Annotated in this window: 8 protein-coding genes and 2 pseudogenes; 4 read left to right on the forward strand and 6 right to left on the reverse strand. The window is 70.8% G+C overall.

Translation table 11 applies throughout. The annotated features are described in order from the left end of the window. Window positions 1-4: 4 nt before the first annotated feature. From addA to AC52GN_RS14450, 6 genes and pseudogenes are all read right to left on the reverse strand, one after another. On the reverse strand, window positions 5-3433 hold the full coding sequence (gene addA, locus AC52GN_RS14425; protein WP_496527531.1) for a double-strand break repair helicase AddA: 3429 nt from the start codon (window positions 3431-3433) through the stop codon (window positions 5-7). Beyond that, window positions 3430-6450, reverse strand: coding sequence for a double-strand break repair protein AddB (addB, locus tag AC52GN_RS14430; RefSeq protein ID WP_496527532.1), 3021 nt, complete (start codon window positions 6448-6450; stop codon window positions 3430-3432). The genes addA and addB overlap by 4 nt, the downstream gene beginning before the upstream one ends. 55 nt (window positions 6451-6505) lie before the next feature. Beyond that, window positions 6506-7219, reverse strand: a complete 714-nt coding sequence (gene murU, locus AC52GN_RS14435; protein WP_496527533.1) for an N-acetylmuramate alpha-1-phosphate uridylyltransferase MurU — start codon at window positions 7217-7219, stop codon at window positions 6506-6508. Between the two features lie 186 nt (window positions 7220-7405). Beyond that, window positions 7406-8493: pseudogene (gene amgK, locus AC52GN_RS14440) on the reverse strand (N-acetylmuramate/N-acetylglucosamine kinase AmgK). After that, window positions 8486-8947 (reverse strand): tRNA (adenosine(37)-N6)-threonylcarbamoyltransferase complex ATPase subunit type 1 TsaE, encoded by a 462-nt coding sequence (gene tsaE, locus AC52GN_RS14445; RefSeq protein WP_496527534.1) that lies wholly within the window; start codon window positions 8945-8947, stop codon window positions 8486-8488. The pseudogene amgK and the gene tsaE overlap by 8 nt, the downstream one beginning before the upstream one ends. Window positions 8948-8957: 10 nt before the next feature. Next, window positions 8958-9835: pseudogene (locus tag AC52GN_RS14450) on the reverse strand (GNAT family N-acetyltransferase). 70 nt (window positions 9836-9905) lie between these two features. Between AC52GN_RS14450 and AC52GN_RS14455 the strand changes: the two are divergent. The 4 genes from AC52GN_RS14455 to AC52GN_RS14470 all read left to right on the forward strand — a co-directional run bounded on the left by AC52GN_RS14455 (window position 9906) and on the right by AC52GN_RS14470 (window position 16464). Further along, window positions 9906-12014, forward strand: a complete 2109-nt coding sequence (locus tag AC52GN_RS14455) for a dipeptidyl-peptidase 5 (RefSeq protein ID WP_496527535.1) — start codon at window positions 9906-9908, stop codon at window positions 12012-12014. 76 nt (window positions 12015-12090) lie between these two features. Next, window positions 12091-14211, forward strand: a complete 2121-nt coding sequence (locus AC52GN_RS14460) for a S9 family peptidase (protein WP_496527536.1) — start codon at window positions 12091-12093, stop codon at window positions 14209-14211. A gap of 66 nt (window positions 14212-14277) precedes the next feature. After that, window positions 14278-14943, forward strand: a complete 666-nt coding sequence (locus AC52GN_RS14465) for an alpha/beta hydrolase (protein ID WP_496527537.1) — start codon at window positions 14278-14280, stop codon at window positions 14941-14943. Between the two features lie 75 nt (window positions 14944-15018). After that, entirely contained in the window at window positions 15019-16464 is a 1446-nt protein-coding gene (locus tag AC52GN_RS14470) for an AMP nucleosidase (protein ID WP_291780988.1), read from the forward strand. Window positions 16465-16495 lie beyond the last annotated feature (31 nt).

A 16495-nucleotide genomic window follows, 5' to 3' on the forward strand; every position in this document is an offset into this window, starting at 1 on the left:
CAAATCAACGCGCATTTTCGAGAGCGGCGTCCATCAGGGCTTGCGGAACCGCCATCAGCTTCGGCCCGTCGGTCCAGACGAGGGCTGCCTCGACCGCGCGGTCTGGATAGAGGCGGCGCAGCACGGCAGCGTAGATCGCCATCTGCAGCACATAGGCCGGATCGGCGTCTTCGACGAGATCGGGCGCGGGACGGTTGGACTTGAAGTCGACGACCAGCACCCGCTCGGGCGTGACCACCAGCCGGTCGATGCGGCCCGAGATCGACACGCCGGACGGCAGGTCGGGCGCGGTCCCGGTCAGGGCGACCTCGGCGCGGCTGCCGGGGCCGAAGACGGGGGCGAAGCGGGCGTCGTCCAGAACGCCGAAGGCGGCGGCGATCATCTCGGCGCGCTGATCCTCGGTCAGGTCGCGCTCCCGCGCCAGCATCCGGTGCGCGGCGTCGGGACGGTCAGGCGACGGCAGGTCCGGCAGGCGCTCCAGCAGGCGGTGGATCAGGTCGCCGCGCCGGAAGCGGCCCAGACCCGCGCCGGGGCCTTCGCCGCGCGCCAAGGGCGACGGCGCCGGGATGCGCTTCTGTTCCTGCATCTGCGAGGGCGAGGCGAAGCGGGCGGCGGCGGCGCGCGGCGGGTTGGTCCGCGCCCAGTCGGGCGCCTCCGCGCGCATCTCGGCGGCGGCGACGGCGGCGGGCAGGCTGTCAGGATCGGCGCCGTAACGGCGGACGCCGCCGTCCAGTTCGCGCACCTGATCGCCCAGTCGGTCGAAGGTCTTCTCGATCACCGACCACCAGTCCCCGGCCTCGGGCGCGCGTTTGGAGCCGCGTCCCATGACGATCACCCGATCGCGCGCGCGGGTCAGGGCGACGTAGAGCAGGCGCAGGGATTCATCGGCGACCCGCATCTCGCGCGCCGCGCGGGCGTCGGCCGAGGCGGGGCAGTCCTCCTTCGACGAACCGGGGCACATCAGCCAGGCTTCGCCGCTCTCGGTGGCGACGGGCATCAACGAGGGCCCCTGCGCCTTCGCCTTCATCGTCGTGTCGGGCAGGATGACGATCGGCGCCTCTAGCCCTTTGGCCCCGTGAACGGTCATGACGCGGACCTCGCCGCGCGGGCCTTCCAGTTCGCGCTTCACCTCGACATCGGCGGCTTCCAGCAGGGCGAGACAGGTCTCCAGATCGGTCCCGCCGCGTCCCTCGGCGGCCAGCACCTGATTGAGGGTCTCGTCGATGGCTTCTTCAGCCTCGCGGCCCAGTCGGGTCAGGATGCGGGCGCGGCCTGAAATGCCGGTCGCGTCCATCCGATTCAGCAGGCGGGAGAAGAAGCCGAAGGGATCGAGATCGCGGGCGCTCCGCGCCGCGCGCAGCAGGTCCAGCGCCCCGCCCCACTCCGGTCGCTCGTCCGCCCGGCGCTTCAGTTCGCGCCACAGGCCGTCGCGCTTCTCGCGGCCCGCCAGCTCGAACAGGCTGTCCTCGTCCACGTCGCAGAAGGGGCCGCGCAGCACCTCGGCCACGGTCAGGTCGTCGCCGGGGAAGAGGGCGAAACGGGCCAGCGCCTTCAGGTCGTCAAAGACAATGTGCTGCGACAACTTCAGCCGGTCGGCGCCCGCCACCGGCGCGCCCGCCGCCTTCAGGGCGCGGATAATCTCCTCGAAGGTCGCGTCGCGACGGCGGACCAGGATCAGGAAGTCGCCGTAACCGCAGGGGCGAGGCGTCCCGCCCTTGTCGAAGACGACGGCGCCGGTCTCGACCTGGCGCTTGATTTCCAACGCCAGGGTCTGGGCCATGCGCTTGCGGGCGCTGGCGGTTCCTTCCTGATCGACGGGATCGGTCCAGGCGTCGCGCTCCGGCGGGGCCTCGTCGATGAACAGGGGCCACAGTTCGACCGCGCCGGGCTGGCCCAGGCGGGCGGCGGTATGGTGCGGAATCTCGCCCGCCTCCCCGACCAGCGCGCGGGCGCGTTCGGGCGTGGCGAAGACTGCGTCCACGAACGACAGCACCGCCGCGGTCGAGCGGTAGGAGGTCTCCAGCGGCACGCCTTCGAAGGCCCCGCCTGCTTCAGTGATCAGGCTGTCATAGACCTGAGCTTCCTGCCTCAGCCGCTCGGGCCGGGCGCCCTGGAAGGAGTAGATCGACTGCTTCTCGTCGCCGACGGCGAAGACGGTGCGGTCGGTCCCCTCGACGGTGAAGAACTCGCCGGTCAGGGCGCGCATGATGGCCCACTGTTCGGGGGCGGTGTCCTGGGCCTCGTCGATCAGGACATGGTCGACGCCGCCGTCCAGCTTGTACAGCACCCATGCGGCGGTCGAACGCACGGTCAGCAGTTCGACCGTGCGCGCCACCAGGTCCGAGAAGTCCAGCGCACCGTGCGCCGTCTTGGCCGCTTCGTAGAGGGCGGCGTGGGCGTTGGCGAGGGTCAGCAGCTTGATGGTGTCGTCGGCGACCTTGGCGGCGCGCAGCTGGTCGCGTGCGGCCAGAAACTTGTCCTGAAGATCGGCAAGCCAGCCTGCGGCGTCGGGCGGCGCCTGCTTGGTCGCCATCGATTTGCGTGGCGAGCCGGAGCCGGTCAGGAAGACGACGCCGAGGCCGTGGAAGCTCCAGTCGTGGTCGAGGGCGTGGATCAGTTCGGCGGCGCGGTCCTTGTCGGTCTTGGAGCCGGTCGCCATCAGCTCGGCCATGCGGCGGACCTCGCCCCGGTCCAGCCAGCGCAGGAAGTCGGCCTCGATGTCCTCGGGCGTCTTTTGCGGATCGGCGCCGGTCAGGACGTAAGGGCCGGGCGCGCGGCCGTCGGCGACGCGGGCGACATAGTCGGTCAGCTCGGCGCGCTTGGCCTCGATCAGGGCCAGCAGATCCTGGAAGCGGCCCCAGTCCAGCTCGACCGCGAAATGGCTGTAGGCCTCGCCGATCGGCCCTTCGGCGTCGGCCAGAGCAGCGCGGGCCAGGTCTTCGCGCGCGGCGTGGCTGAGGGCGATCGCCGCCTCGTTCTCCAGCACGGTGAAGCGCGGCGAGACGCCCGCCTCGATGGGGAAGCGGCGCAGCAGCTTTTCGCAGAAGGCGTGGATGGTCTGGATCTTCAGCCCGCCGGGCGTCTCCAGGGCGCGGGCGAACAGGCGACGGGCCTCGGACAGGCGGGCGGGGTTGAGGGCGCCGGCGTCGCTGTCGTCGAGCTTGGCCAGTTCGGCCGACAGTTCGCCGTCGTCCATGACGGCCCATTTGCCCAGAGTCTCGAACAGGCGCGCCTGCATCTCGGCGGCGGCGGCCTTGGTGTAGGTCACGCACAGGATGGCCGAGGGCGCGGCGCCGCCCAGCAGCAGGCGCGCCACCCGGCTGACGAGGGTGGTGGTCTTGCCCGATCCGGCGTTGGCGGTGACGAAGACCGAGCGGGCCGGGTCGGCGGCGCGGGTCTGGGGATTGAGGCCGTCCCGGACGTGGAGGTTCATTCCGCCTCTCCTTCTTCGCCGCCGCCGATGACGTGCCACTCCCAGACGCGGGCCAGCAGGTTGTAGGGGCTGTAGCTGCCCATCAGATGAGGCGCGGCCCACGAGAGGTAGGGCGTCTCCGGCCGGTCGAACTCGGCGACGCGGGCCATCAGGCCTTGCAGGGCGGCGTCGGACAGGATCTGCGCTTCCGGCCCGGCGGCGCGCACGGCGACCTCGCCCGCCTTCTTGCGGCCGACGACGCGGACATAGGTCAGCTCCTCCGGCGCGACGGGGCCGTTCGTCTCCTTGAAGCCGCCGGCGGCGAGGATGGCGCCGGTCAGGGTCAGCTGGGGCGCGAAGCCCGCCTTGATCTGTTTGGCGCTCGGAACCTGGCCGGTCTTGAAGTCCATGACGGCGGCGGACAGGGCGCCGACCTCGATGCGGTCGGCGTAGGCCTTGACGGTGAAGGGGCCGCCTGGCGCCTCAAAGGTCAGGGCGCCCTGCTGTTCGATCAGCAGGGTCACGCCGCGCGCGCGGCGCTCGGTCTCGAACCCGGCCAGCCAGCGGGCGGCGTTCCTGGCCAGCGGCGCCTCGCGGGCCATGGCGGCGTCCTCGAAGCCGTGGGCGCCCAGCTCCTCCAGCAGCAGGCGCTCGATCACCGCGTCTAGATCGTCGGGCAGCAGGTCGGGCCAGTCCTCGGTCAGGCGCTCGATGGCCTTGTGCACCGCGTTGCCGCGCGCCAGGGCCTCGGCCGAGGCGCCGGGGCGCTCCATCGGTTCGAGGTTGAGGATGCGGCGGGCGTAGAGGGCGTAGGGATCGCGGACCCAGCGCTCGACCCCGGTGACATAGAGGCTGCGGGGGCGGCGCTCGACCGGGGGCGTGGGGGCCGGGCGCGGGGCCAGCCGGGCCGGGCCGGGCGGCGGGGCGTCCAGGGCTTCGGTCCAGTCGGCGACGCCCTCGGGGGCGCTGAGCTTGACCGGGGTGTCGGGCGCGTCGGCGCCGCGCGTCAGCATCTCCAGCCGCCACAGCCAGCGCGAGCGCACGGCGGGCTGGCCGCCGCGACGCTCGCAGTGGACCAGAACGGCTTCGTCGGCGCAGGCGGCCTGAACGAAGTCCTGCGCCGTCTGGCCCAGACGCCGCTCGGGCGCGGGCAGGGGCAGGGCGGCGCGCATCGGCCGCGACAGGAAGGGATCGACCGGGGCGGCGTTGGGCCAGACGCCCTCCTCCAGCCCGGCCAGGATCATGCGGTCGGCCCGCGCCAGACGCGCCTCGATGGCGCCGAGGATGCGAAGGGACGGATGGGTGGCGCCGCCGGTCCGCACCGTCGTCTCGGCCAGCAAGGCGGCGATCAGATCGGCGAACTCGGCGGGCGTGGTGTCGCCCAGCGGGCCGCCGCCCTCGATCAGGGCCGACAGCAGGGACGCCGCCGCCTCGCCATCCGGCCCGGCCCAGGCGTTCTGACCCGCCAGCGCCTCGATCAGGGCAGTCAGGGTGCCGGCGGCCTCGTCCGGAGGACAGGGGCGGGCGGTCGCCAGCGCCTCCAGCCGGTCGGCGAGGGTCTGCGCGCCCTTCAGCCGGGCCAGCTTCCAGTCGGCCAACGGCAGGCCGCCGCGCCGGGGCTCGGCCACCTTCAGCAGGCGTTCTTGAAGTTGGGACCAGCGACGCGGACGCGGGCCGCGCAGGGCGTGCTCCTCGAGCGCTTCGGCGGCCTCGTGCAGCGAGGTCTCGCCCAGATCAAGGCGGACCAGCGGGTGCTTCAGCAGGGCCAACAGGGTCTGCGGCTTCAGCGACTCGGCCAGGAAGCGGGCGCCGAGGTCGACCAGCACGCCCGCCGTCATCCGCGACAGCGGCTGGCCGGTGGAGGAGTCGGCGACAATGCCCCAGCGCGCCAGCCGCGCCTCGACCCGGCGCGACAGTTGCAGGTCCGGCGTCACCAGGGCGCAGGTGATCGGGCGGCCGTCGGGACCGCGCTGCTCAAGGCTCTCGCGCATCATCAGGGCGACGGCGGTCGCCGCCTCCTCCTCGGCGCGGACGGACAGGACGGTCAGGCCCGACAGGCCCTCGGCGATGGGGTCGGCGGCGCGGCCCGCCTCGGCCGAGCGAGCGCGAAGGCGCTTGATCTCGCGACGCCAGTCGTCGGTGGCCTCGGCAGGGCGAAGGGCTTCGTTGATCAGGCGCTGGCGGGCCAGACCACGGGCTTCCACGGCGGGGTCGAGCGATGGCTGGAACCAGGGCTGGACGGCCTCGCGCGTGACTTCGGCGCGGGCCAGCAGAGCCTTCAGCGCCGCCTGCGGGTGCTGGTCGTCGATGCGGTCCCAGGCATCGGCGGCCAGATCAAGGTCGAGGCCGGGCAGGACGACCACGCCCTGCAGCGAGCTGGCGACGGCCTTCAGCACGTCGGCGGCGGCGGGAACGGTGCCGGTGGACCCGGCGGCGATGACAGGGGCCTGCGGCGGGCGGGCGTCCCAGGCCTCGGCCAGACGGCGCAGCAGGGTGGCGCGGCGCCAGGCGGGATCGACCAGTCCCAGCGCCTCCAGCCGCTTGGGCCAGGCCTCGACGGCGAGGCCGAGGAAGCGGGCGCTCTCGCGCCAATGCTCGGCTAGATCCTGTTCCGCCAGGGTGGCGATGCGCGACAGGTCGGAGACTTCCTCAAGCTGGCAGGAATCGAGGAAGGCGCCGAGCGCATCGGCCATTTCGAGGGCGCGCAGGGGCTTCATCCCCGGCTCGAAATCCTCGGCGATCATGCGCGCCATCTCGAAGCGGCGCGTCAAAGGGGCGATGGCGGGCGGCAGGTCCAGCCCCAGTTCGCCGGGCGCGAAGGGCGGCTCGTCCTCTTCCAGATCGCCGAGCGGGCGGACCTGAGGCAGCAAAACGGGGCGCTCGCCCGCCAGCTTGCCGAGCGCGAAGGAGAAGGCGCGGGCGGCGCGGCGGTTGGGCAACAGGATGGTGGCGTCGGTCAGGGTCTCGGGCGGGGCGTCGCCCAGCCAGTTCAGCACCCCCGCCGCCATGTCTTCGAGGAAGGGCCGCCAGGCGGGCACGGCGCGCCAGCGCGGCCCGCTTCCGGCGAACGGATCGAAGCGCCCCCCGTCATGATCAGGTCTCCGCCTTCAGTCGCGCCTCGGCTTCGTCGCGCGCCTGCGGGTCGCCGACGTGCATCCAGTCGCCGTCCAGCACGCAGCCGAACAGGCGACCCTCGGCGGCCGAGGCGCGCCACAGGGGGCTGAGCGAAAAGGGACCATCGGGGCCGTGGTCGGCGTAGTCCGGCCGGGTGATGTGGACGCCCATATAGGCGTAGGGCGCGCTGGCGGCCTCGTCCCGGAAGGTCAGGGCGCCGTCGTCGCCGAGGAAGAAGTCGCCGCCGCCCTCGAAGCCGATGGAGCCTTCGCGCCAGGCCAGCAGCAGGGCGGCGTCCATGCGCGCGGGATTCCACAGGCGGATCAGGTCGCCCAGAGCATCGCCCCGGTCGATCCAGACGCTGTCGATATTGGCGACGAAGACGGCGCCGTCGCCCAGCAGGGGGCGGGCCTTCTTCAGGCCGCCGCCGGTTTCCAGCAGTTCGGCGCGCTCGTCGGAGATGGTGATGGCTGGACGCGTGCGGGCGGCCAGATGGCTTTCCAGCCGGTCGGCGAACCAGTGGACGTTGACCACGGCGTCGGTCACGCCCGCCTCGGCCAGTCGGTCGAGAACATGGTCGATCAGCGCCTTGCCGCCGACCTCGACCAGAGCTTTGGGCCGATCGTTGGTCAGGGGGCGCATCCGCGTGCCGAGCCCGGCGGCGAGGACCATGGCGGTGGTGGGGGCGGTCATGCGCGTTCTCCGATCCTTCTCCCCTCGGGGGAGAAGGTGTCATGCGGAGCATGACGGATGAGGGGGCGGGCGGCGTCGGGCGCGCGATCAGACGATAGGGGTGAGCTTGGACGAACGAGCCCCCTCATCCGAGCCGCTGCGCGGCCCACCTTCTCCCCGAGGGGAGAAGGAAGAGAGCGATAGTCTTCATCGACGCACATCCTCCGGCACGTGGCGGTCCATCCAGGCGGCGACGGCTTCGAGGCCCGGCGCCTGCAGATTGGCGTTCAGGTGCGTCCACATACGCGGCATGAAGGCGGCGTAGCGGGGCTTGCCGTCGCGGGCGATCAGGCGGGCGAAGATCCCCAGAATGCGCGCCTCGTTCAGGGCGGCCAGACCGGCGTAGGCGGCCATGAAGGCCTCGCGGTCGGTCTCGGGGCGCAGGGCGAAATAGTGGTCGAGAACGAGCGCCTCCAGCTCGGGCGCCACGTCGCGGCGGGCGTCCTGCAGCAGGGAGTGCAGATCCCATGACGGGTGGGCCTTCACCGCATCCTGGAAGTCGATCATCCCGACCGAGGCGGCGCCGGTCCTGCCGTCCAGCCGGATCAGGTTCTCCGCGTGATAGTCTCGGTGGGCCATTACGGTCGCGCCCGCCTCGCCCGCAACGGTGATCGGGGCCCAGGCGGCGCGCCATTCGGCGACGGCGGCCTCGTCGAAGCTGAGGGTCGGGATCAGTTTCGGCAGCCAGTCGACGAACAGGTCGGCCCCGCCCTGCAGCGCCGTCTGGTCATAGGGCAGCAGCGGCCAGTCGCCAGCCGGGCCGGTCAGGATACCGGGCATCGGGGCGGCGTGCAGGACGGCTAGGGCCTCGACGGCGGCGCGATAGAGGGGGCGGGGTCGGCGCCGTCCTCGATGACGCGGGCGAACAGGGCGTCGCCGAAATCCTCGATCAGGGCCAGGCCGTTCGGAGCATCGACGGCGACGATCTCGGGCGCGGACAGGCCGAGCGACTTCAGATGGGCGGCGACGGCGGCGAAGGCCTCGATGCGTCCGGCCGACAGGCGGGCGACGGCGTTCCAGCCGTGGGCGTGGCGCTGTTCCGGCGTCCACGACGGATCGCAGGGCCGGCTTTCGGCGGCGGGGGCCTGATCCATCAGCATCAGGGAGGCGCCCGAGGGCGTGGTCAGCCGCTCGTAGCGTCGCGTCGAGGCGTCGCCGGGCAGGGGCGCGCGGACGGCCTCGGCCAGCCCGGCCGAGCGCAGGAAGTCGAGACGGAGGGCTTCGCGGTCAGACATGGAGTTCCTTCAGTTTGGCTTCCCACGAGCCTGCGCCAGTTGCGGTCGCAAGGCGACCCTCGCCGTCCTCGGCGATGGTGATCGTCAACCGGTCGGGGCCGAGCATCCGGCCGGGGTCGTCGCCCAGTCGTTCGGGCCATTCGATCAGGGCGCAGCCCTCGTCCAGCGCCTCGTCCAGCCCGACCTCGAAGGCTTCCTCGGGCCGGGTCAGGCGATAGAGGTCGAAATGGGCGATGGGAGGGTCGCTCTCATAGAATTGGACCAGGGTGAAGGTCGGCGACGGCACGTCCTCGTCGGGGCGCGTCAGGGCGCGGATCAGGCCCCGCGCCAGCGTCGACTTGCCCATGCCCAGCGGACCGTAGAGCAGGACGGCCTCGCCCGGTTCCAGCAGGGGGGCGATGGCTTCGCCGAGGCGGGTGGTGGCGTCGGCGTCGGGAAGGTCGAAAGTCGTCATGCGGAGGGCATCAGGCGAAGGTCGCGTCAGGATCGGCGGCCAGGATCCGCTCGACGAAGGTTTTCAGTTTCAGAGTGGCGGCCTGGGCGTCGACGTCCAGGGCCAGCGGCGGGATGGGGCGGCCGACGATCAGGTCGAAGGCGCGGCCCTTCTTGTTCAGCAGTTCGTGGAAGAGGGTGATGTCGCGCAGCTCCTGCGACACCTTGTCGAACAGGTGGAACAGGCGGCTGGTCGGACCGGCGACGTGGATCGGGATCACCGGCGCCTCGTATTTGCGGGCCAGGGAGGCAGCGGTGGCGGCCCATTCGGGGTCGGTCAGCAGACCGTTCGGGCCGACGCGGGCCAGACGTCCGGCCGGGAACATGACGACGCAGCGTTCGGCCTCGAACGCCTCTTTCGCCGCCTGAAGCGTGGCGCGGGTCTTCTCGCGCGTGCGCTTGGCCGTGACCCATTCGACGGGAACGACGGTCTCCGACAGGCGCGGCGAGACGCGCAGGGCGTCGGCGTTGGCGAAATAGATCAGGTCGTTTCGCACCGTGCGCAGGGCGTCATGCACGGCCAGGCCGTCGGCGATGCCGGTCGGATGGTTGCACACCACCAGACAGCGGCCCGAGGCGGGCAGGCGATCCAGATGCGCCGTCCGCACGGTCAACTCCAGCAGGTCGGAGACATAGTCCAGCGCCTGGCGCCCCGCCATGGGGCCGATGGCGTCGGCCATGCGTCGCGCCTTGGCGTAGTCGAGCAGGCCGTAGAGGGCGGGCCGCGCCAGGGCCAGGCGGCCGATCCCGTCAGCCGGGGCGCGCGCTCGGCGATCAGCACGTCGACGATGTGAAGAGCCGGACTCATCGCCTGCTTGTCGCCGAGGCGGCGGCGGCGGGCAAGCGCCATCCCGCTTGGCGAAGCGGGAACGGCCCCCTATGCAGGAAGCCTGACCATTCTTTGGGGGGAGTGTAGCGTAATGACCCGATCACACTGGATGACGGCGGCGGCCGTCCAGATGCTGTTGCTGGCGGGCGGCCTGGCGGCGACGCCGACGCTGGCGCAGGAAACGCCGGTCGCGGCTGCGACTTCGGCCCAGGCCCCGGCTTCCGATCGTCTCGGCCTGAAGGATCTGGCGACGATGGAACGGGTCGGCGATCCGCGCGTCTCGCCCGACGGACGCCGCGTCATCTACGCCGTGACCACCACGGACTGGGCCGGCAACAAGAACCAGACCGGCCTGTGGATGGCCGACGTCGACGGCGCGACGGCGCCGCGTCGCCTGCCGATCTCCGACGGCGGCGTCTCGAGCGCGCGCTGGGCGCCGGACGGGCAGTCGATCTATTTCCTGTCGTCGCGCGGCGGATCGAACCAGGTGTGGCGCGCGGACCGCGAGGGTCTGGCGGCGGCGCAGGCGACGACGCTTCCGGTCTCCGTGTCGGGCTTCCGCTTCACGCCGGACGGCAAGGCCCTGGTGCTGGGCGTGTCGGTCTATACGGATTGCGAGACCTTGGACTGCACCAGGGACCGACTGGCCGAGCGGGCCAAGTCGACCCAGCAGGTCTATGACCGGATGCCGCTGCGGGTGTTCGACCGCTGGGCTGACGGACGCCAGAGCCACCTCTTCCTGCAACCGCTGAACGGCTCGGGCTTCGCCGAGGGCGCGCCGCGCGATCTGACCGCCGGACTGGATGCGGACGTCGGCGTGGGCGAAGGCGGGCTGACGCTCTCGCGCGACGGACGGACCCTGATCTATTCGACGCGGATGCAGGACGACCGCGCGCCCTTCACCAACAACAGCGACCTGTATCGCCTGAGCCTGGACGGCGGTCCCGCCGTCAACCTGACCCCGGACCATTCGGGGCCGGACGGCGCGCCCGCCCTGTCGCCCGACGGACGGCGCCTGGCCTGGCTGGCCGCCCCGCGCGAGAACGTGGGCGGCGACCAGCCGGTGGTCATGGTGGCCGATGCGAACGGCGCGAACGCTCGCGCCCTGACGAACTGGGATCGCGGCCCCGGCGGCCTGACCTGGCGTTCGGACGGCCGTGCGCTCTACGTGACGGCCGCCGACGAAGGCCAGAACCGCCTGTTCGAGATCGACGCCCGAACCGGCGCGGTGAAGGCCCTGACCGACATCGGCTCGGTCGGTGATTTCGACGAGGTCGGCGGCGTTCTGGCCTATGCCCATGAGAGCTTCACGGCCCCGACGCAGATCTTCATCGCCAAGAACGGCCAGACCGCCCGTCAGGCGACGCAGCACAACGCCGAGCTGCTGGCCCGCATCGACCTGCCGCGCCCCGAGGAGATCCGTTTCCCCGGCTGGAACGACGAGACGGCGCACGGCTGGGTGTTCAAGCCCGCAGGCTTCGTCGAGGGCCGCCAATATCCGGCCGTCTATCTGATCCACGGCGGGCCCAAGTCGCCCTGGACCGAGAGCTGGTCCTACCGCTGGAATCCGCAGGTCTATACGGCGGCGGGCTATGCCGTGGTGATGGTCAACTTCCATGGCTCGCCGGGCTACGGCCAGGCCTTCACCGACGCCATCAACGACCACTGGGGCGATCGTCCGCTGGAAGACCTGCAAAAGGGCTGGCAGGCGGCGTTGGCGGCCAATCCCTGGATCGACGGCCAGCGGGCCTGCGCGCTCGGCGCCTCCTACGGCGGCTATATGGTCAATATGATCGCGGGCAAGTGGAACGAGCCGTGGCGCTGCCTGGTCAACCACGCCGGGGTGTTCGACGTGCCGCAACTGATGAACGCCATGGACATCTCGACCTTCATCCATGAGTTCGGCGGCGCGACCTGGGACCGCAAGGCCGTCTATGACGCGCACAACCCCGAGACCTACGCCGGCGACTGGAAGAAGCCGATGCTGGTGCTGCACGGCTCCAAGGACTTCCGGGTGCCGATGGAGCAGGGGCTGGCGACCTTCTCGGCCCTGCAGCGGCTGAACATTCCCAGCCGCTTCGTCCATGTGCCGGACGAGAACCATTGGGTGCTCAAGCCGCAAACCTGGGTCGAGTGGCAGCAGGAGATTCTGGACTGGACGGCCGACTGGACGAAGGAAGGTCAGCAAACGGCCCCTTAAACAGGAGGCTTTGCGGGCGGCGCGCGGCGGTGTTAGGCCTTCGGCCAGACTTCACATCCGCATGAGGAGCGCCTGAATGCGCCGCCTGCCCCACCTCCTGTCCGGCCTCAGCGCCGCCGCCCTGCTGACCGCTACGGCCCTGCCGGCCCTGGCCGAGGGGGCGCTCGCCGCTCCGGCCGCAGCGACGGCCCCGGCGACGACCCAGGCCCGCGCCGCCTTCACCTATCAGGACATGATCTCGGCCAACCGGCTGGGCGACCCCCAGGTATCGCCGGACGGCGAGTGGGTGGTCTATTCGCTGACCCAGACCGACGTGGCGGCCAACAAGCGCTCGAGCGCCCTCTACATCCTGGGCCTGAAGGGCGAGGCTCAGCCGCAGAAGCTGGCGATTTCCGAAGGCGGCGCCAACACCGCCCGCTGGGGCGCCGACGGCAAGCTGTATTTCCTGTCGGGCCGTTCGGGTTCGAGCCAGGTCTGGGTCTCGGCCGACAGGGGCGCGACGGCGACGCAGGTCACGGCCCTGCCGACCGACGTCAACGCCTATCGCATCAACGCAGCGAGCGACGCCGTGGCCGTGTCTCTGGCCGTCTACCCGGATGCGGCCGACCTGAACGCCTCGGTCGCGCGCGGCAAGACCGAGGCCGAGCGCAAGTCGACCGGCCAGGTCTATGACCGCATGTTCGTGCGTCACTGGGATACGTGGAACGACCACACCCAGAACCACCTGTTCGTCCAGTCGATCGGCGCCGACGGCAAGGCGGGCGGCGAGCCGGTCTGGGTGACCAAGGGCTTTGACGGCGACACGCCCTCCAAGCCGTTTGGCGACGAGAGCGAGTTCACCTTCGCGCCTGATGGACAGTCGCTGGTCTTCTCGGCGCGCAAGGCCGGGAACAGCGAGCCGTGGAGCACGAACTTCGACCTCTACAGCGTCGCCGTATCGGCGCCAGGCCAACTGACCAATCTGACCGAGTCCAACCCGGCCTGGGACACCGGCCCGGTCTTCTCGCCGGACGGTCAGACCCTGGCCTACCGCGCCATGGCCCGTCCGGGCTTCGAGGCGGACAAGTTCTCGATCTTCCTGCGCGACGTCGCCACCGGCCAGACGCGCCAGATCGCGGCCAACTGGGACCGTTCGGCGGATACGCTGCAATGGTCCAAGGACGGAAACACTCTCTACGCCACTGCGGGCGATGTCGGTCAGACCCGCCTGTTCGCCATCGACGCGCGCAACGGCGTGGTGACGCCGCTGACGGGCGAAGGCCACGTCGGCGCCTTCCAGCAGACGCCCTCGGGCTTCGTCATGGCGGTCGACACCCTGACCTCGCCCAGCGACCTGTTCTTCAAGACCTATCGCGGCCGCGAGATGCCGCGCCGCCTGACCGATGTGAACCCGCAGCTGGCGACCAAGGCCTTCGGCGAGGCCGAGCAGTTCAGCTTCCCCGGCTGGAACGACGAGACGGTCCACGGCTACGTCATCAAGCCCGCCAACTACGTCGAGGGTCAGAAGTATCCGGTCGCCTTCCTGATCCACGGCGGGCCGCAGGGCTCGTTCGGCAACTCCTGGTCCTACCGCTGGAACCCCGGCACCTATGCGGGCGCGGGCTATGCGGTGGTGATGATCGATTTCCACGGCTCGACCGGCTACGGCCAGGAATTCACCGACGCCATCAGCCAGCACTGGGGCGACCGCCCGCTGGAAGACCTGCAGAAGGGCTGGGCCTTCGCCCAGTCGAAGTATGACTTTCTGGACGGCCAGAACGCCTGCGCGCTCGGCGCCTCCTACGGCGGCTATATGATCAACTGGATCGCGGGCAACTGGCCGGGCGAGTTCAAATGCCTGGTCAACCACGACGGCGTCTTCGACACCTTCGGCATGGGCTACGGCACCGAGGAGCTGTGGTTCACCGAGTGGGAATACGGCGGCACGCCGTGGGAGAATCGGGAGGGCTATCAGAAGTTCAACCCGGCCAATCACGTCCAGAACTGGCGCGACCCGATGCTGGTGGTTCAGGGCGATCTCGACTTCCGCATCCCCACCTCGCAGGGCCTGTCGACCTTCACCGCCCTGCAACGGCGCGGGATCGAGAGCCGCCTGGTCTTCTTCCCGGACGAGAACCACTGGGTGCTGAAGCCGGCCAACAGCCTGCAATGGCACAATGAGGTCTTCGGCTGGCTGGACAAGCACCTGGCCCGGTAAGGTTCGACCTGATTTCGGGGCGCGGTTCGACAGGGCCGCGCCCCTTTGATTTCCGGGGGAGACGGCATGACGAGGCGAGGACTTCTGGCGCCGCTGCTGGCGACGGTGGCGACCGCAGCCTGCGCGCCGCTGATCGGCGAGGGCGGGTCGGCGCCCGTTCCACTCGGGCCGCCCGGCTGGCGTACGGCGCGCACGGCCTATGGCGCCGATCCGCGTCAGACGTTGCGCCTCTATCGTCCGGCGCGGGCGGACGGTTCGCCTATCCTGATCCTGCTGTCGGACGGAGCCCCCCAAGCGGAGGATGAACGGGCGGCGGATGAACGAACGGCGCGCGACCTGGCCGAGCGAGGCTTCGTCGTGGCTCTGGCCGACCGACGGGCGGCGCCGGGCAGCCCCTATCCGGCCTTCATCGCCGATGGAGCGTCAGCCGTCGCCTGGGCGGCGCGGCGGGCCGAGGATCTGGGCGGAGACGCCGGACGGATCGGCGTTCTGGGCCTGGGCGAAGGCGGTCGCGCGGCCCTGATGCTGGCGCTGGACCGACGCTATCTGGCGGCGGCCGGCGCGCCCGGAGCGGTGCGGGCGGCGGCCGCCCTCGGCGCGCCCGACAAGCCGGACGCGACCTTCACCGATCCTTCAGCCTACGAGGGGGCGAGAGGCGGGGCGCCGGTCTGGCGCGGGGCGGCGGACGATCTGACGAAGGCCGTCGCCTTCCTGCGCGAGGCGTTGAGCTAACCCTCGGCGGTCAACTGTCATGTCGGCGTGTTTCCCCCGTCTCGCCAAGGTCACGGTTTTCCGCTAGAGGAAGCCATGACAGACAAGATGACCCCCCAGGCGGCGCTGGACCGCCTCGAAACCCTCTACAATCAATCCGTCGCCAACCTGCGCCAGGCCGTAAAGACCTTCCTGGCGACCGGCGAACGCGCCGACCCCGAGGCGCGCGCGCAAGGCCTGTTCGCCTACCCCCGCCTGACGGTGACCTGGTACGGCGACCGCCCGCAGAACCTCGAGACCCGCGCCTATGGCCGCCTGTCCTGGCCCGGCGTCTATACGACCACCATCACCCGGCCCGACCTGTTCCGCACCTATCTGCTGGATCAGCTGACCCTGCTCGCGACGGAGTATGGGGCGACCTTCGCCGTCGAGCCGTCGGATCAGGAGATCCCCTTCCCCTATGTGCTGGACGGCTCGGACGTGGTGCTGGACCGCACCATGACGGCGGCCATCGCCCGCTGGTTCCCGACCACCGAACTGGCCCATATCGGCGACGAAGTCTCCGACGGCCTGTGGGAGCCGGGCGAGGAGCATCCGCTGGCCCAGTTCGACGCCCTGCGGACCGACTTCTCCCTGGCGCGGCTGCGGCACTACACCGGCACGCCGGTCGAGGACGTGCAGAGCTTCATCCTCTTCACCAACTACCACCGCTACGTCGACGAGTTCGTGCGCTGGGCGACGGCCCAGATCGCCGATCCCGACAGCCCGTATGAGAGCCTGTCCTGCGCCGGGGGCGTGGTCGTGACGCGCGCCACCGACGACCCGGAAGCGGCCATCATGGACGCCGCCTGGCGCAAGCATCAGATGCCCGCCTATCACCTGACGCGGCCGGACGGTCAGGGCATCACCCTGGTCAACATCGGCGTCGGCCCGTCGAACGCCAAGACCATCTGCGACCACCTGGCGGTCATGCGTCCGCACGCCTGGATGATGATCGGCCACTGCGGCGGCCTGCGCGGCAGCCAGACCATCGGCGACTACGTCCTGGCCCACGCCTATCTGCGCGACGACCATGTGCTGGACGCCGTCCTGCCCGCCGACATTCCGATCCCCAACATCGCCGAGGTACAGCGCGCCCTCTATGACGCGACCAAGCAGGTCTCGGGCGCGCCGGGCGAAGAGGTGAAGAAGCGCCTGCGCACCGGCACCGTGGTCACCACCGACGACCGCAATTGGGAGCTGCGCTATTCCAAGTCGGCCCTGCGCTTCAACCAGAGCCGCGCCGTCGCCATCGACATGGAAAGCGCCACCATCGCGGCGCAGGGCTATCGCTTCCGCGTGCCCTACGGGACGCTGCTATGCGTCTCGGACAAGCCGCTGCACGGCGAGATCAAGCTGCCGGGTCAGGCCAACCGCTTCTACGAGGGCTCGATCTCCGAGCACCTGCAGATCGGCATCCAGGCCGTGGACCTGCTGCGCGCCGAGGGAACCCGCCTGCACTCGCGCAAGCTGCGCGCCTTCGACGAGCCGCCTTTCAGATAAGGGCGCTATCGCTCGTGACGCGGTCTCGCGC

This window comes from Brevundimonas sp. SS2672, from assembly GCF_059579685.1.

What these genes read in the sequence shown, in the direction of transcription:
- addA (WP_496527531.1), bottom strand. Translation starts at nt 3,433, where the DNA reads ATGAACCTCCACGTCCGGGACGGCCTCAATCCCCAGACCCGCGCCGCC.
- murU (WP_496527533.1), bottom strand. Translation starts at nt 7,219, where the DNA reads ATGACCGCCCCCACCACCGCCATGGTCCTCGCCGCCGGGCTCGGCACG.
- tsaE (WP_496527534.1), bottom strand. Translation starts at nt 8,947, where the DNA reads ATGACGACTTTCGACCTTCCCGACGCCGACGCCACCACCCGCCTCGGC.
- AC52GN_RS14455 (WP_496527535.1), top strand. Translation starts at nt 9,906, where the DNA reads ATGACCCGATCACACTGGATGACGGCGGCGGCCGTCCAGATGCTGTTG.
- AC52GN_RS14460 (WP_496527536.1), top strand. Translation starts at nt 12,091, where the DNA reads ATGCGCCGCCTGCCCCACCTCCTGTCCGGCCTCAGCGCCGCCGCCCTG.
- AC52GN_RS14465 (WP_496527537.1), top strand. Translation starts at nt 14,278, where the DNA reads ATGACGAGGCGAGGACTTCTGGCGCCGCTGCTGGCGACGGTGGCGACC.
- AC52GN_RS14470 (WP_291780988.1), top strand. Translation starts at nt 15,019, where the DNA reads ATGACAGACAAGATGACCCCCCAGGCGGCGCTGGACCGCCTCGAAACC.